The sequence below is a fragment of the Paenibacillus sp. 05T425 genome, assembly GCF_056396205.1.
Genome location: NZ_JBFTLA010000004.1, coordinates 91991 through 107792 on the forward strand (window position 1 = coordinate 91991; position 15802 = coordinate 107792).

At 51.7% G+C, this 15802-nt stretch carries 13 protein-coding genes; 11 read left to right on the plus strand and 2 right to left on the minus strand.

All coding sequences use genetic code 11. The features are described from left to right. Positions 1 to 27 precede the first annotated feature (27 nt). Entirely contained in the window at positions 28 to 972 is a 945-nt protein-coding gene (gene cysK, locus AC1DF0_RS09485; protein WP_337098336.1) for a cysteine synthase A, read from the plus strand. A 67-nt stretch (positions 973 to 1039) separates the two neighbouring features. Further along, a complete protein-coding gene (locus tag AC1DF0_RS09490) occupies positions 1040 to 1330 on the plus strand; it encodes a hypothetical protein (protein WP_475823752.1) in 291 nt (96 codons plus the stop codon). Between the two features lie 30 nt (positions 1331 to 1360). Here AC1DF0_RS09490 and AC1DF0_RS09495 read toward each other — a convergent pair whose 3' ends face one another. Next, positions 1361 to 2164, minus strand: coding sequence for an AAC(3) family N-acetyltransferase (locus tag AC1DF0_RS09495; protein WP_477573766.1), 804 nt, complete (start codon positions 2162 to 2164; stop codon positions 1361 to 1363). 288 nt (positions 2165 to 2452) lie between these two features. Between AC1DF0_RS09495 and AC1DF0_RS09500 the strand changes: the two genes are divergently transcribed. From AC1DF0_RS09500 to AC1DF0_RS09520, 5 genes are all read left to right on the plus strand, one after another. Beyond that, positions 2453 to 3403 (plus strand): AEC family transporter, encoded by a 951-nt coding sequence (locus AC1DF0_RS09500; protein ID WP_442048310.1) that lies wholly within the window; start codon positions 2453 to 2455, stop codon positions 3401 to 3403. A gap of 364 nt (positions 3404 to 3767) precedes the next feature. After that, positions 3768 to 4460: an ATP-binding cassette domain-containing protein gene (locus tag AC1DF0_RS09505; protein WP_475823750.1), complete on the plus strand. Its 693-nt coding sequence runs from the start codon at positions 3768 to 3770 to the stop codon at positions 4458 to 4460. Continuing rightward, positions 4447 to 5469 carry an efflux RND transporter periplasmic adaptor subunit gene (locus AC1DF0_RS09510; RefSeq protein ID WP_477573767.1) on the plus strand — a complete coding sequence of 341 codons (1023 nt, stop codon included), beginning with the start codon at positions 4447 to 4449 and terminating at the stop codon, positions 5467 to 5469. Before AC1DF0_RS09505 ends, AC1DF0_RS09510 begins: the two co-directional genes overlap by 14 nt. A 93-nt stretch (positions 5470 to 5562) precedes the next feature. Continuing rightward, positions 5563 to 8448: an ABC transporter permease gene (locus tag AC1DF0_RS09515; RefSeq protein WP_477573768.1), complete on the plus strand. Its 2886-nt coding sequence runs from the start codon at positions 5563 to 5565 to the stop codon at positions 8446 to 8448. 3 nt (positions 8449 to 8451) lie between these two features. Continuing rightward, the gene (locus tag AC1DF0_RS09520) at positions 8452 to 9336 is read left to right on the plus strand and encodes an ABC transporter ATP-binding protein (protein ID WP_442048306.1); all 885 of its coding nucleotides are present in this window, start codon (positions 8452 to 8454) and stop codon (positions 9334 to 9336) included. 64 nt (positions 9337 to 9400) lie between these two features. On the opposite strand, the gene AC1DF0_RS09525 is transcribed toward AC1DF0_RS09520, so the two are convergent. Then, positions 9401 to 10351 (minus strand): ArsR/SmtB family transcription factor, encoded by a 951-nt coding sequence (locus tag AC1DF0_RS09525; protein WP_442048305.1) that lies wholly within the window; start codon positions 10349 to 10351, stop codon positions 9401 to 9403. 207 nt (positions 10352 to 10558) lie between these two features. Between AC1DF0_RS09525 and AC1DF0_RS09530 the strand changes: the two genes are divergently transcribed. Genes AC1DF0_RS09530 through AC1DF0_RS09545 form a run of 4 tightly spaced genes read left to right on the plus strand, consistent with a single transcriptional unit; the run spans position 10559 to position 15605 of the window. Further along, the gene (locus AC1DF0_RS09530) at positions 10559 to 11320 is read left to right on the plus strand and encodes an SDR family NAD(P)-dependent oxidoreductase (RefSeq protein WP_442048304.1); all 762 of its coding nucleotides are present in this window, start codon (positions 10559 to 10561) and stop codon (positions 11318 to 11320) included. A gap of 36 nt (positions 11321 to 11356) precedes the next feature. Beyond that, on the plus strand, positions 11357 to 13228 hold the full coding sequence (locus AC1DF0_RS09535) for a cache domain-containing sensor histidine kinase (RefSeq protein WP_477573769.1): 1872 nt from the start codon (positions 11357 to 11359) through the stop codon (positions 13226 to 13228). After that, positions 13225 to 14511 (plus strand): ABC transporter substrate-binding protein, encoded by a 1287-nt coding sequence (locus AC1DF0_RS09540; RefSeq protein ID WP_477573770.1) that lies wholly within the window; start codon positions 13225 to 13227, stop codon positions 14509 to 14511. Before AC1DF0_RS09535 ends, AC1DF0_RS09540 begins: the two co-directional genes overlap by 4 nt. A 14-nt stretch (positions 14512 to 14525) precedes the next feature. After that, on the plus strand, positions 14526 to 15605 hold the full coding sequence (locus AC1DF0_RS09545) for a substrate-binding domain-containing protein (protein ID WP_475823743.1): 1080 nt from the start codon (positions 14526 to 14528) through the stop codon (positions 15603 to 15605). Positions 15606 to 15802: the final 197 nt, after the last annotated feature.

A 15802-nucleotide genomic window follows, 5' to 3' on the forward strand; every position in this document is an offset into this window, starting at 1 on the left:
ATTACTGTGAAATTGGAGGGGAAGAGCATGGTGAAAGCCGTACAGAACATTACAGAGCTAATCGGCGGAACGCCGATCGTCAAGCTGAATGGAATCGTTCCGGAGGATAGCGCGGAAATTTATTTGAAGCTGGAGTTTTTCAATCCCGGCAGCAGCGTGAAGGACCGGATTGCGCTAAGCATTATTGTCGAGGCGGAGAAGGAAGGAAAGCTGAAGCGCGGCGATACGATTATCGAAGCGACAAGCGGCAATACGGGTATCGGCATCGCGATGGTCGCGGCAGCCCGCGGCTATCGATCGATCATCGTTATGCCGGAGACGATGAGTCTGGAGCGGCGCAGCCTGCTTAAAGCTTTCGGCGCGGAGCTAGTGCTTACACCTGGCGCGGAAGGGATGAAAGGGGCGATTCGGGTCGCTCAGGAAATACGGGAACGCAACCCGCATTACTATCCTGCCCAGCAGTTCGATAACGAAGCGAATGTGAAAATCCACCGCGAGACGACGGGGCCGGAAATTATCGAAGCGATCGAATCGCTTGACGGACAGCTGGACGCCTTCGTGGCCGGCATCGGCACGGGCGGCACGATTACGGGCGCGGGCGAGGTGCTTCGCGAGCGCTTCCCGTCCATTCATATCGTAGCGGTCGAGCCGTCCGCATCTCCCGTCTTGTCGGGCGGAGCGAGCGGTCCGCATAAGATTCAAGGCATTGGAGCCGGCTTCGTCCCTTCGATATTGAATACCGATGTGTACGATGAAATTATACAAGTGACGAACGAGCAAGCCTTCGAGGCTTCGCGCCGCGTCGCTCGCGAGGAAGGCATTCTCGGCGGTATTTCCTCGGGAGCCGCGGTCCATGCGGCACTCGAGGTTGCCCGCAGGCTTGGCAAAGGCAAACGAGTCGTCGCCGTTATTCCAAGCAACGGAGAGCGCTATTTGTCGACGGTATTGTATCAAGAAGAACAACAATTGTAATTTCCACCCTCCCCCATACGTAGTAGTAAGTAGTAGTCATTCAGTTACTGCGTAGGAGGGATGGGTGATGTTGATGATGGTATGGCTATTGTCATTAGCGCTATGCGTATTCGTCGTCTATTTAATTTACCGCAAGCGCCAGGAGGATGAGAACGGCTTGTTTCTGAAGCTGCTCGTATATTCCTTTATTGGCGCTTTTTCCTTAGGTTTGAACGACATTAAGCTACCCTTGGGCTTCTTCATCGGATTGTTTATCGTGGCAAGGCCTAATAAGCGGAATCGGAAGTCGAAGCAATACGCGCTTCTTTTCGGCCTGCTGCTCTACCTCTGGTCGCTTGCGGCGCCGGCTGTGGGGTAGCGACTCTGGATGAGTGCATCGCTGCCTGCATTAGCGTCGATGCAGTTGCATCCAGTCAACGGCCCAGTCGATAAGCGGCCTTTGCTTGAGCAATCGAACGGAGGCGTCACCGAGCTTATGAATAGGGATGCCGTGCTGTTGCTCATACGCTAAGCCAAGCGGGACAAAATCGTCATCAACGACGGCTTGGGTACTGTAGGTCGTCCATCTTCGTCCATCGTTTGTCATGATAGCGCTGCTCTCGTCGACGAACCGCTTGGATGGAAAGCTCGCCCGCGTTTCGGCCAAGTGCAAGGACGTGTTTTTGTCATGGCCGACCCCGATAAGGAGCACGAAACCATCCAACTCGTAAAGCTTGGCGATCGGGGAGCCTTCTCCAAATATATTGCTTAAATCATGTTCCTTGGTTATGTATTCGGCGTGCTTGCCTATGGCCGCGAATGATCTGGCCGGATGATCGGAGCGATGGGCTTCCGGCCACTTTCTGAACATCTCGGCGACCGCGCCCATGCCGATGGCCGGCGTAATATGCTTATCGTACGCGGGCCAGTTCTCCCTTATGATCGGCCACCATTCGGCCGGTTCTTCCCAGTGGACGCCGCTCTCGGGATCGAGATTTTTCCACGTTTGGGAAGGCATGATGAGCGTGCCTTCCTCTCCGACGATCTCAAGGAGCGCTCGTATTAACGTTTCGGCCCCTCCTACGACAAAACCGATGCTGCTTAAGGACGTATGGACGATGATCGATTGTCCTTCCGCTACGCCGCAGTCTATCAATTGCCGGGTAAGCTGTTCCTTCGTTAGGATTGATCGAGCGGTGCTAGTTTCCTTCATGAATAAGCTCCTCCATTCTTGAATTGGGCACAAAAAAAGACAACCCCTCTGGATTAGAGGGGTTGTCTCCGATAGAGCCGGAAAAGCATTGCCCATAAATTGTATGAATAACTCTCGTATTTACCAGTATACGAGAAACGGCGGAGCACGGCAACCGGATTATTGTAACCCGAATCCTTGCCTAATCAGACCGCTGCCCCTAGAATAATATATGCACGCCATGCGCGGTCGCTGTTTCCCAGGTTATGGAGGCATGCGAGTACCTAATAGAAAGAAGCAGATGCAGCTATGGATATTTTCATACATATATTACTGACGAACGTGTTGCCGATGGGCATTATGATCGGTCTGGGCATCATTATCCAAAGGGCTTTCTCGCTCGATATTAAGACGTTGTCCAAGCTGAACTTCTATTTGTTCTCGCCTGCGATTATGTTCGATCTCCTCTATAAGACGGAAATTTCAGCTAAAGTCATTTATCAGGTGCTCGCCTTCTTCGTCGTCTTCATGGCGGCGCAATATATCATCGTAGAGGCGGTTGTGCGTGCCAGAGGCTATAAGCCAAGCATGAAAAGCGCGATGCGCAACAGCGTCTTGTTCTACAATAGCGCGAACTACGGCATACCGCTGAATCAATTGGCTTTCTCCGGCAACGAGAGAACGCTGGCCATTCAGGTGCTTATCATGATGATGCAATCGCTTGTGCCGAACACGTACGGCATTTATAACGTTAACGCTCACAAAGCGGATATGCGGGCTATTATGAAGACGATTCTTTCTATGCCTATCATCTATATCATTCCGCTCGCCTTCCTTCTAAGAGGCTTCCACGTTCCGATTCCTGGACCGATCGCAACCCCGATCGACTATTTATCCAAGGCGTTCATCGGTACGGCGCTCATTACGCTAGGCGTACAGCTTGGCAATATGGAGTGGAAAATTAGCCGCTCGCTTGCGATCGACGTCAGCATATCCGGTATTCTTCGTCTCGTCGCGGGTCCGTTGCTCGCTTGGCTGATCGTATGGACGATGGGTCTCATTAAGCCGATGGAGCTTGACAAGCTGATGGCTGCGGCGCTGATCGTATCGTCGGCTGTTCCGACTTCGCTTAGCAGCGTTCTGCTGGCGGTAGAGTTCGACAATGAGGCCGAGTTCGCCTCGCAGTCGGTATTCGTATCTACTCTTATCAGTATGATTACCGTGACGGTCGTCATCTTCTTTTTGAATCTGGAAATATGATTAACACCCGCAATCGAAGCAATCAAGGGCAGCGTCCACACCCTTTGGCGGCTTTTTTTTTTGAATAAGTGGTTAAAAAAACACATGATAAGCTGGGAAATTCTTATTTATTTCCAATTTAAGCGATGATAGGATGTACTCACAGGGATGGGAGAGGGGGAGTGGGCCTAACAAAACCTCTATTATGACATAAATATACAGCATTGTGACATGTATTTTGGTTAATCGATCGTTTATACTTCAAGGGCGGCTATTTTAGCTTGTTGGATTACTAGAATAGGTTTAAAATGGAAACGACAATACTGAAAGCGTTTTATAGCAAAATAATGTCTAGTAATCTCGGAATGTGGAGGTAAGTAGAACGATGCAGGCTGCAACAGACGCTATGATTCATGCAAACGCTTTAAAACGTACCTTCGGAAAGGGTACGGGAGCTGTTACGGTATTGAAGGGTGTTGACCTACACATTCCTTCCGGCAAGCTGATTGCCTTCAAGGGCCGCTCAGGCTCGGGCAAAACGACGCTAATCAACCTGCTTAGCGCGCTTGATCGTCCGTCGGAAGGACAGATCCATTTTGCAGGGCGCGACCTGACGGCTATGTCGAATCGGGAACGTGATCAAGTGCGGCGAACGGAGATGGGACTGATCTTCCAGTCCTTCGCGCTCATTCCGTTAATGTCCGCTTACGAGAACGTCGAGTTTATATTGCGTGTATCAGGGTTTCCGGCGAGCGGACGCAAGGACGCAGCCGTGCAAGCGCTTGATCAAGTCGGCTTGAAGTCGCGCATGCACCATCGTCCTTTCGAAATGTCGGGCGGCGAGCAGCAACGTACAGCTATTGCCAGGGCAATCGCTCATAAGCCGAAGCTGCTGCTTGCGGATGAACCTACGGCCGAGCTGGATAGCAGAACGGGGTTGCAAATAATGAAGGTGTTTCGCGACCTGGTCGAGGACGCCGGAATGACGATTATTATGACGACGCACGACCCTGCCATTATGGAAATCGTTGATCATGTCTACGAATTGGAGGATGGACAAATTGTTGCAAAAGCTTAAACCTTTGCTAGGTATATCTTGTGCGCTATTGCTCGGCGCATCGTTAACGGGTTGCTCGCTGCTGCCTGCAGAGGAAGAGGCGCTGAAGCCGCCGCTAGTCAAGCCAGCCGAAGAAAATTACCGTACAGTGACCGTGGAGAAAGGCAGTATTTCTCAGGAAATAAACGGTAGCGGAAGTTTAGAGTCGACGAATACAGAGCTTGTCCAGTTCAATGGTCAAGGCGGAAGAGTTCTAAAGGTAAACGTTAATGCAGGCGATCAGGTCAAGAAGGGCGATGTGCTCATTCAATTGAACCTCGATGGACTCGATGTGCAGTTGAAGGAACTGGAGCTTGCGCTTGCAAAGACGAAGATATGGGTGAAGAATGCTACGCTAAATAACAATACGGACGATCAGAAGCTGGCTAGCTTGCAGCTCGAGATCGATACGATTAAGTATGAACGGCTTCTAAGCACGTTCAATAGCAAGCAGCTCGTTGCGGGTATGGACGGTCAAGTCACTTTCGTTGAGGAATTGAAGGAAGGGGATTATGTCGAGCCTTATCAAACGCTTGTCATTATTTCCGATCCGAATGAGTTGCGTGTAGCGCTTCGTGTCGAGGATGCGACTTCAATGAGCAGCGTAGACGTAGGCTACCCGGCACAAGTGATCTTCGGTTCGCAGACCATTGACGCGGAAGTCGTGCAAACGCCTTCATCTGCGCCGGAGACGCTTAATCCTCAGTTGCTGGAGCGGTATTCCAAGACCGTGTATATCAAAATGCCAACATTGCCGGAAGGCGCTAAGATCGGCTCATTAACGGACGTGAAGATCATCCTGCAGCACCGCGAGGATATATTGAAGATTCCGCGCAGCGGCTTGCGCAACTTCTTAGGAAGAACGTTCGTTCGGACGCTGGACGAGGACAATAAAGTACGCGAGATCGACGTTGAGACAGGCATTAAAGGATCGACAGAGATCGAAATTACGAAAGGTCTTGAAGAAGGGACTATCGTTGTGTTGCAGTAATTTGATGTGACGAAGAATGTAAGGTGAGAGACGGCTTTGCCGATGTAACACGGCGTTAGCCCGTGAACGCTTGTTTTTGTGGGAGGTTTTCGAGTGGCTTTGTTTGTCATGATATTACGCAAGATGGTCCAGAACAAGTGGCTCGTCGCAAGCTTATTCATCGGCTTGTTAATGTCCGTCGCCCTGGTCAGCAGCATGCCGATCTATTCGGAAGCGATTCTGTCCCGCATGCTCGTCAAGGACCTGGAGACGATGCAGACGAAGACGGGCACTTATCCCGGGACTCATTATTCCAAGTTGTTTTTCACGAAAGAAACGCCCGAGAAGATGAATCAAATTTACAACCGCGTCAGCAAGTTTATTAAGGAGGAAGGAGCTCCGGGCTTCCAGCTTCCTATTCAGGAGGTTGTCACCGACCTGCAATCGAAGTCGTTCAAGATCCGGCCTCAGAACGATCCCGAGCCGGATACGAAGCGTAACGTGAAGAGCGTGGCGCTTCGCTCCTTCACCGACTTTGAGAAACACATCAAGATTTCGGACGGGCGTATGCCTTCGGCGCAGCCGGTTGACGGCGTGTACGAGGTGCTGTTGACGGAGAGAGCGCTCATTCAGTATAAGACCGTCATTGATTCGATCTTCATTATTGAAGACGACAAAATAACGGCGCCGATCAAGCTGAAGGTCGTAGGCACGTTCGAGAAGCTTGCGGATGACGATGCTTACTTCAGAGATACCGACTTAAGCGACTTGACGAACAGCTTCGTCATCAATGATCAGTTCGCTTACCAACAGATGTTGAAGGACAACATTATCCCAATAGCAGGAGCAGGCTGGTTCATAGTCGTCGATTACTCGAAGATGGAGCTCCAGCATGTGGATGACTTCATTGCGACGAGCAACATGATTCGCGATACGATGCTCAAGAACGTGACGATGTACCAAATGGTATCCGAATCAAGGGCGCTTGAAGCGATCGCGACCTATATGGAGAGAGCCGAACAGTTGCGTACGCTTATGTGGTCGCTTAACGTTCCGGTACTCATTATGCTTGGTTTCTATATGTTCATGGTTTCGAACCTGATTGCAGATCGTCAAAAAAATGAAATTGCCGTATTGCGCAGCCGTGGCGCGGCAAGATGGCAGGTCGTTACCTCCTATGCCGTGGAGGGCTTGCTGCTAAGCGGGATTGCATTTGGCCTTGGGCCGTGGCTGGGCATGGTGCTCACAGAGGTGCTGGGCGCATCAAGCGGATTTTTGGAATTCGTGCAGCGGGTAAGACTGCCTGTTCGGGTAACGAATGAGGCTTACCAATACGGCGCGATCGCGGCAGGGGCATGCTTCGTCATTATGCTCATCCCGATTATTCTTGCGACAAGAGTAACGATTGTCGGTCACAAGCAGCAGATGGCAAGGCTGACGAAGTCGCCGCTATGGCACAAAATCTTTCTTGACGTCATTGCCATCGCATTGGCGCTGTATGGACTTAATACGTTCAAGAAAAGGCTTGCCGATCTTCAAAGCCTTGGTCTGAATGCTAGCGATCTGACGATCGATCCGCTGCAATTCGTCGTTCCTGCCTTATTCATCATGGGCGGCGGCTTGCTGCTGCTTCGACTGTACCCATGGGTACTGCGGCTTGTTTATTGGATCGGGAAGAAGTGGTGGCCGCCTTCGGTCTACGCGACGCTCATTCAGGTCGGGCGCTCAAGCAGCCAGTATCAATTTCTAATGATCTTCCTTATTATGACGATTGCAACGGGCGTGTTCAGCGCTTCGGCGGCAAGAACGATCAACAATAATACGGAAGACCGCATTCAATACGGCAATGGGGCGGAGATGGTGCTTACCCAGCAGTGGATCAACGATGCGCCGCCACCGCCACCGCCTGGCGCACCTTCGGGCGGTGCGGCGGCAACGGTAACGGATCCGGTCATTCATTACTTAGAGCCTTCATTCGATCCATTCACGAAGCTTCCGGGCGTAGAGCATGCAGCCAAAGTGTTCACGAAGAACGAAGCTGCTTTCTCCGTCAACGATCAATCGGGCGTAGCGAAGCTGATGGGCATCGATACGTTCGACTTTGGCAATACGACTTGGTTCAGAGACAGCTTGCTGGACTATCCGTTGAATGATTACTTAAATCTGATTGCCGCTGATCCTACGGCGGTTCTTATCTCAAGCACGCTGGCGAAGCAGAAGAATGTGAAGGCAGGCGACACGATATGGGTAGGCTGGGAGGATGTGCCGCAGCAGCCGTTCAAGGTGTATGGCATTATCGAATACTTCCCGACGTTCAATCCGAACCCGCCGGTCGGCAGTGTCGATGCCAGCAAGGAAGAGTCGTTTAGTAACGGTCCGATGCTTATCGTCGGCCATCTGCCTAGAATTCAGGTGCAGCTTGCGCTTGAGCCTTACGATGTGTGGATCAAGCTCGATACGGCAACGCCGACCGCCGAATTCTATGAAGGAATCACTGAACAGAAGATGTCGATTACGAAAATCGTCAACACGCGCGAGGAGCTGGCAACCGCCAAAAACGATCCGTTCCTAATGGCGCTTAACGGTGTATTGACGCTCGGCTTCGTGCTCTCGATTCTCGTCAGCTTTATCGGCTTCCTGCTGTATTGGGTGCTTTCATTGCGCGGCCGCACGCTGCAGAACGGTATTCTGCGAGCGATTGGACTATCGCTTCGCCAGCTTATTACGATGCTGGCCGTAGAGCAGCTGTTCACGTCTGGCGTAGCCGTACTTATCGGCATTGGCATCGGCAACTTGGCGAGCAAGCTGTATGTGCCGAATTTCCAAATCGCGTTCAATCCGAGCAGTCTCGTTCCGCCATTCAAAGTGATGTTCGAAGCTTCGGACTTGGTTCGTATTTATACGCTGGTCGGCATCATGCTCCTAGTAGGCCTCGTTATTCTAGCCTATATGCTGTCCCGTCTGCGTATTCATCAAGCGATCAAGCTAGGGGAGGACTAACGAGTGATTCATTGCGAGGGACTAGTGAAAATATACAAAGCGGCCGATTTGGAAGTGTTCGCGCTGCAAGGGCTTGATCTGCACGTCGAGAGCGGCGAGCTGATGGCGATTATCGGCAACAGCGGCAGCGGCAAGTCGACGCTGCTTAATATGCTGGGCGGTCTAGACCGCCCAACCGCCGGCAAGCTGATGGTCGACGGCAAAGACATGTTGAAGTTCAAGGAGAAGGATTTCGTCAAATACAAGCGGGAGAGCGTCGGCTTCGTCTGGCAGAACAACGCTCGAAACCTCATTCCGTACTTAACGGCTCAGGAGAACGTGGAACTGCCGATCCTGCTTACGGGTGCGCGCAAGCGCTGGCGGGCGAAGGAGCTGCTCGACGCGGTAGGCTTAAGCCACCGCGCCAACAATAAGCTGTATCAGCTCTCCGGAGGTGAACAGCAGCGGGTTGCCATTGCAATCGCGCTGGCTAACCATCCGAAGCTGCTGCTTGCCGATGAGCCTACCGGATCGGTGGATTCCAAGATGTCGAACCAAATCCTTGATCTGTTCCGCGAGCTCAATCGGACGATCGGCATTACGATCGTAATCGTCACGCATGATCCGGAGCTGGCGAAGAAAGTTGACCGCGTAGCGGCGATAAGAGATGGTAAAATCTCGTCCGAAATGCTGCGGAGACGCTCATACGCGGAAGAGCTTGCCGAGCTCGAAGAGGCTGAAGCAGAAGAAACGCATGTCGAGTATGCGATTCTTGACAAGGCTGGAAGGTTGCAGGTGCCTGCGGGCTACCTGGAATCGATCGGCGTCAAAAACTCGAATAAGCTGCGTCTGGAGTTGGGAGAAGGACGTATCGTCCTTCTGCCGCCGGAAGCGAAGGAAAAGGAATAATCCTAAGCGAAAACAATGGCAGTCAGGAGCTCGTGTTCGAGACTCTTGACTGCCATTGTTGCATTTATTCGTTATCAGCAAGCGGCTGCTGGGGCTGATCCTCTGGGGTAAGCTTCGTATAAAAAAGCTTAAAGACGATGTCTTGGCTGTAATTGCCGAATCCGTCGCCGAACAGCGTGACGCCGCCGATATGGTTGGCGTCCTCCAGCACGGCAATTTGGAACGTCCAGTTTTTGCTGCGGATATCGATGTCGTTGATCGTCACGTTCGACAGCTTGACCCCGTCCATATAAGTGCCGTCTCGCCGGATGAAGAGCCGCTTAAGCAGTCCGTACTGGTTGACCTCTTCGAACCACCAAGACGGGTTAAGCTTGCCTTTGCCGCCGAAGTCCGAGGGGCTTGTCCACATGCCTACATTCACGTCATTGAATATGAATGTAATATCGGACGGCCAGTTCCGGTTCGTAAAGGGTGCTTCCGACGATATTTCCATCGATATTTCAAGCTCTTCCGGCTGCTCGCTGTGGAGTAGAAAGTTCGGCAGCTTGTATTCGATATAACCTTGCGTGAACCATAATATTTTGGCATGGACCCGCTCGGGATCGAGGAAATATCGCGGGTCGTCGAACAAGCCGATTACTTTCTCCGGCGTGCAGATGCCGCAGGTAGGAACGATATTGATATCGGTGTAGTGACCGATGGATACCTCGCTCCTTCTCGATTCGCGGGGAATGACCTCCTTATGCGGAAATTCAATCTCCAGGCCGTCCATCGCAAGCGAGCATACTTTCTGCGCCGCGCCGCCTTTGCCGGGCGTCATTTCGGACTTAATGATGTTCGCTTTCTCGAGCTTCTTGACATGCATCGTCATAATGGCGCTGCTTAGTCCAAGCGCTTCGGCAAGCTCGCGGATATTCATCGATTTCTTAGAAAGCAAATGGACGATTTGAATCCGAACATTGCTGGAGATTGCCTCGAAGATAGGCAGATGCTCTTCGGACAGTTCGATTTTCAATGGAATTCCTCCAAAAAAATGATATATTTGTCGGTAATAGGGCGTTTGAGTTTCGGTAGATCGATCCTCGATGGATGTAAGGAAACGCGAGGGGAACAGAAAGAGTGAGATTAGAACATAAAAACATTGACTTTTTGATAGCATAACTAATAATAAAATATATAACAAATTACTTACTAACTAATAAAGGGACGGTGTCCGTACGATATGAAGCTTGATCTCACAAACAAAACCGCATTAATAACAGGAGCGACCGGCGATCTGGGACGCGTGATGGCTAGAACGCTTGCCAAATGCGGAGCTAACATTGTTCTTCATTATAACAGTAACGAGATAAAGGCAAAAGAGCTTCAAAGGGAAATGTCGGAAATTGGCGTGCAGGCGCTCATCGTAAAGGCTGACGTGACGAGCGAGAAGCAAATGGGCGATATGAAGGACTATTTGGACGGGCAGGGCTGGCATGTCGATATCGTAGTCGCAAACGCCGTCATTCAATACGAGTGGACGAGCATTCTGAAGCAGGCAACGGCTGATTACGTCAGCCAGTTCGAATCATGCGTCATGCAAAGCGTTTATTTGGCTAAGGCGTTCGTGCCGGCAATGATCGAGCGCAAGCAAGGCCGCATGATCGGAATCAACACCGAGTGTGCGATGCAGAACTTCGCAGGGCAGTCGGCCTATACGGCTGGCAAGCGCGGCATGGACGGTATCTACCGCGTGCTTGCGAAGGAAGTCGGGGAGCACCAGATTACGGTCAATCAGATCGCGCCGGGCTGGACGATCAGCGACCGCGACCGGGAGAATCATACGGAGCATAGCGAGAGCTATGAACAGACGGTGCCGCTCAAGCGTAGAGGAACGGATCAGGAAATCGCCAATGCGGTTGCGTTCTTGGCATCCGATATGGCGAGCTTCATAACAGGCGCATACATCCCTGTGAACGGCGGAAACGTAATGCCGGCCATCTAACTTAACATCTAAGCAAAGCAACGGGGGAATCGAGCAATGAGGCTGAACAGGCGCTTCTGGCGCGTCGGGTCGATTTTTGGCGATATGAGAATGGAGCGCAAGCTGATAGTCGTCTTTCTGCTCGTTGTTACGCTGCCTTTAGCCTTCATTGGCTATATCTCTTATACGAATTATTCGCTGTCGATCGAGCAGAAGACGATTGTATACTCGACGAAAATGCTCGAAAACATGATGGTGCGGGTCGACGACTACATTGAGGATATGATACGCATCACTTCAATTCCGGCCTATCAGGACGATATAAAGCAAAATTTGATTCGCTCAAACAGCTATTACGAGCAGCGGAAGCAGGCGGCTGGAGAAAGCGGCAAATCGATTCCTGAGGATTTCAACACGCTGCTCTCCATTCAGCGGGGTATCGAAAGCAATATTTCTTTCATTAATACCATTAAGCGCGGCGCAAACTCTGTATATATTTTCGATCAGTTCGGCAACAGCTATTTCCAAGCGGCAGCGGGCGGCATCCGGTCTAACGTCAAGGAGAGCTACGACTACTGGCGCGAAGCGGTTGAGGCATCGGGAGGAGAGGCGATGCTGTTCAGCACGCAGAAGTATACGAGCAATCTGCAAAGCGAGAAATATGCGTTCTCGGTTGTCCGCAAGGTTATCGACAAGTCGCTTAAGCCGATCGGGGTCATTGCGGTTGACGCCAATATTAGCGTAATCGAGGACCAAATCATCGAGCTGGACAAGGTGACCAATGGCCAGTCGCTTATTATCGACGAGAGCGGCAACGTTATCTACGATAGCGACCGGCAGCGCATTTCAACCAACATTAAGGACGACCCTGCCGTCCTGCAAGCGGTCGGAGCCAAGGGCAGCTTTTACGATGAGCAAGAAGGCGTGAAGCGTCTCAACATTTATACGACATCGCCCAATACAAGCTGGAAAGTGATGACCTCCATACCGGTCAGCGAGCTGACGAAGGATGCGGTCGTCATTCGCAACGTGACCTGGATCGCTACCTTCATTACCATTCTGGTGGCGCTGCTCATCTCGACATTCTTTTCCTTCGCGCTTACGAACCCGCTACGCAAGATGATGAGGCTTATGAAGACGGTGCAGGAAGGAGACTTCGACGTTCAGTTTCCGGTTAAGTCGCGCGATGAGGTTGGTCAGCTCGGCAATCAGTTCAATCGGATGATCGTGCGAATCAGTCAGCTCATTAGCGACATTTACGAGATGGAGACGAAGAAGAAGGAAGCGGAGCTACAAGCGCTGCAGAGTCAGATCAATCCGCATTTTATGTACAATAGTTTGGAATCGATCCGAATGGCTGCAGAGCTGAACGACGATCAGGTGGCCGCTGATATGATATCCATATTAGGCAAGCTGCTGCGCTACAGCATAAGCGATCTGCATGAAGAGGTGACGCTGTCGAGAGAATTCGGCCATGTTCGGAATTACGTAGAGCTGCTGAATTACCGATATCCGAACCGGTTCGTCCTCGAATGCGGCTTGGATAAGCCATTGGAGCAATATCCGATCATTAAGCTTGTGCTGCAGCCTATCGTGGAAAATGCGATCTACCATGGCATGGACGACTCCAAGCCGCTCATGACGATTGCCCTTCATGTCGAGGTGACGATGCAGGGGATGCTTGTCCACATTAAGGACGACGGCGTCGGCATGGATGACGATACGCTCGAGCGGCTTAACCGCTCGCTCGCAGGCGGCGATGAGGTCGTGTCTATGCGCACGTCCGGAGGCATCGGACTCAAGAACGTGAATGAACGAATTAAGCTCCATTACGGCATCAGCTATGGACTGAAAGTGTACAGCCAGCTAGGGCACGGTACGGAAGTCGTGCTGCAGCTTCCATTTGAACCTGGGAGAGAAGCGGAATGAATAAATACGCTCTTCTGTTCGTTATCTCAATTTTATTAGGCGTATTCGTTACAGGATGCGGGCAAGGGACATCCGGCAATCCGGACAATATCGCCCCAACCGACAAGTCGAAGACAGAGACGGAGCCCGTTACGCTTCAGGTGTTGACCAATCGCGTCGATCTGATCGAGAACGGCGTATTCCAGCAATATGCCGATGACTTCGCCAAGCTGCATCCGGGCGTCACGGTCAAGTTCGAAGGCATTACCAATTATGCCAGCGACATTATGGTCAGGCTGTCGACGCGGACGATCGGCGACGTGCTGCTAGTGCCGAACAGCATTAAGAATGAGGCGCTGCCTGATTATTTTGAACCGCTCAGCATGGATTTGTTCGAGAATGTACGGTTCGCCGATTTCAAGGCATATAGCGGGCAGAGGTACGGCATTGCGACTGGCGCATCGACGACAGGAATCGTCTACAACAAAGAAGCGTTCAAGCTGGCAGGCATTACGAAGGTACCGACGACGCTGGATGAGTTCTATGCGGCATGCGAGAAGCTGAAGCAAGCTGGCGTTGTGCCCGTCTTCCTGAACTATGGCGCGCAGTGGCCGCTCATGACATGGGGGGAGGATCTCGTCAGCTACATGACGGGCAATCCGGAATACTTGAACGAAATGGTATTGACCGATGAGCCGTGGACGATCGACAATGCTTGGGGTCAAGCGATTACGATCGTTAAGACGCTTATTGATAAAGGGTATGTCGAGGAGCAGCTGCTGTCCAACCAGTGGGAAGCTTCCAAGCGCGAGCTTGCCGAGGGCAACGCCGGCATGTATCTGATGGGCAATTGGGTCATTAATCAAGTCGTCGCTGCAGGTGCGGATGCAGAGGACATCGGATTATTCCCGTTCCCTTACGACAATAGCGATAAGAGGTTCGCACCGCTAAGTCCCGACTGGTTCGTAGGCGTCAGCAAGTTCAGCGCGAACAAGGAGCTGGCCGAGGCATGGGTCGATTATTTTGTCCATGAATCAGGATACGTGGACGATTCCGGCTTCTTGCCCGTCGATAATTCGAAGGAGCCGATGCTGCCGCAATTCAAGGAGTTCCTGTCGTTCAACATCGAGTTTCTGGAGAAAAGCGTCCCGAACGATACTCTGCTCGAAATTGCCTCCGCCGCTCAGATGACGTTCTGGTCCGGCGATTACATTCAGGAATGGATTGCGGCTCCTAGCCTGCAATCGGCATTCGACGAGTACAACAAGCGCTGGAAGGAAGCGCGCAACATATCAAAAAGTTAGGTGGAGCATAACCGATGTCAAAGAAGGTAACTATGCAGCAAATCGCCGATCACTTAGGCGTATCAAAGTTTGTCGTATCCAAAGCGCTTTCGGGCAAGGGGGGCGTTAGCGACGCCACGAAGGAGCGGGTGATCAGTGCCGCATCCCAGCTCGGGTATTTTGCCCAAAAGAATGCATACGTGAAGTCGATGAACTTGGAGCAGCTGCCTAAGGTGCCGGCTTCTGGCAAACAATCGGTGCTCGTCCTTATGCCTAATATCCGCTTTCAGACGAAGGAGTCGCTATATTGGGGGCGGATCCTCGACGGCATCTCTACCTGCTTGGAAGAGGATGGGCTGGGCATGGTGATCGTATCCGAGCAAAGCGTCGAGCATTTCCTTCATTTTCTGAACCCGAACGGTATTCTAGGACTGGTCGGCGTAGGTGAAATCTCGACGTCGCTGTTACTTGAGGTGCATCGAATCGGCTTGCCGATGGTGCTGGTCGATCATGAGGATATGCTTATTCCAAGCGATGCGGTATTCGCCAACAACTTCGAGAGCATGTATCGCCTGACGAAGAATCTAATCGGCATCGGCCATAAGCAGCTCTGTTTCGTAGGCGATATCCGATATTCGCGCAGCTTCCAAGACCGTTTCCTCGGTTTCCGCAATGCGATTGAGGAGCAGGAGGGCGCCGAGCAGCAGCGCGACGATTATTTGCTAAGAGTTGAAGGATATGAGCATGAGGCGTTCGAGGAGCAGATTAAGCAGTGGGCCATGAAGCGCAAGAAACTCCGTAAGCTGCCTACCGCACTCGTATGCGCCAATGATATGATCGCTATCGGCGCGGTCAAAGCCTTGCAGGAGCTTGGCATATCCGTGCCTGACGACATCTCCGTTACAGGCTTCGATAATATCGAAGACTCCTATCGGATGGAGCCGGCGCTGACGACCGTGCATGTGCCGAAGGAGGCGCTTGGAAGGCGCGCGGTCGAGCGATTGATGGAACGAATCGTGAAGAAGGGAGCGCCGATCGAGAAAATATTGCTCTCGAGCGAGCTGCTGTATCGCGATTCGACTGCGCATGTGAAGAGCGGAGTGAAGCAGCAGTAGCTGCTGCGCGGAAAAACAGTGTTGGCCATGAAGCAGCTGCTTCGGCCAACACTGTTTTTTGCATACGGCGCTATAAAGGCATTTTGGGCAACTAATGTAGGGTTTGCGCAATTACTGCTTCATATAGTTTGATTTAGGGCCACTAATAAAGCGGTTTTGGCAATATAGCCAAAAATCGGCTGAATAGTTTGATGAAA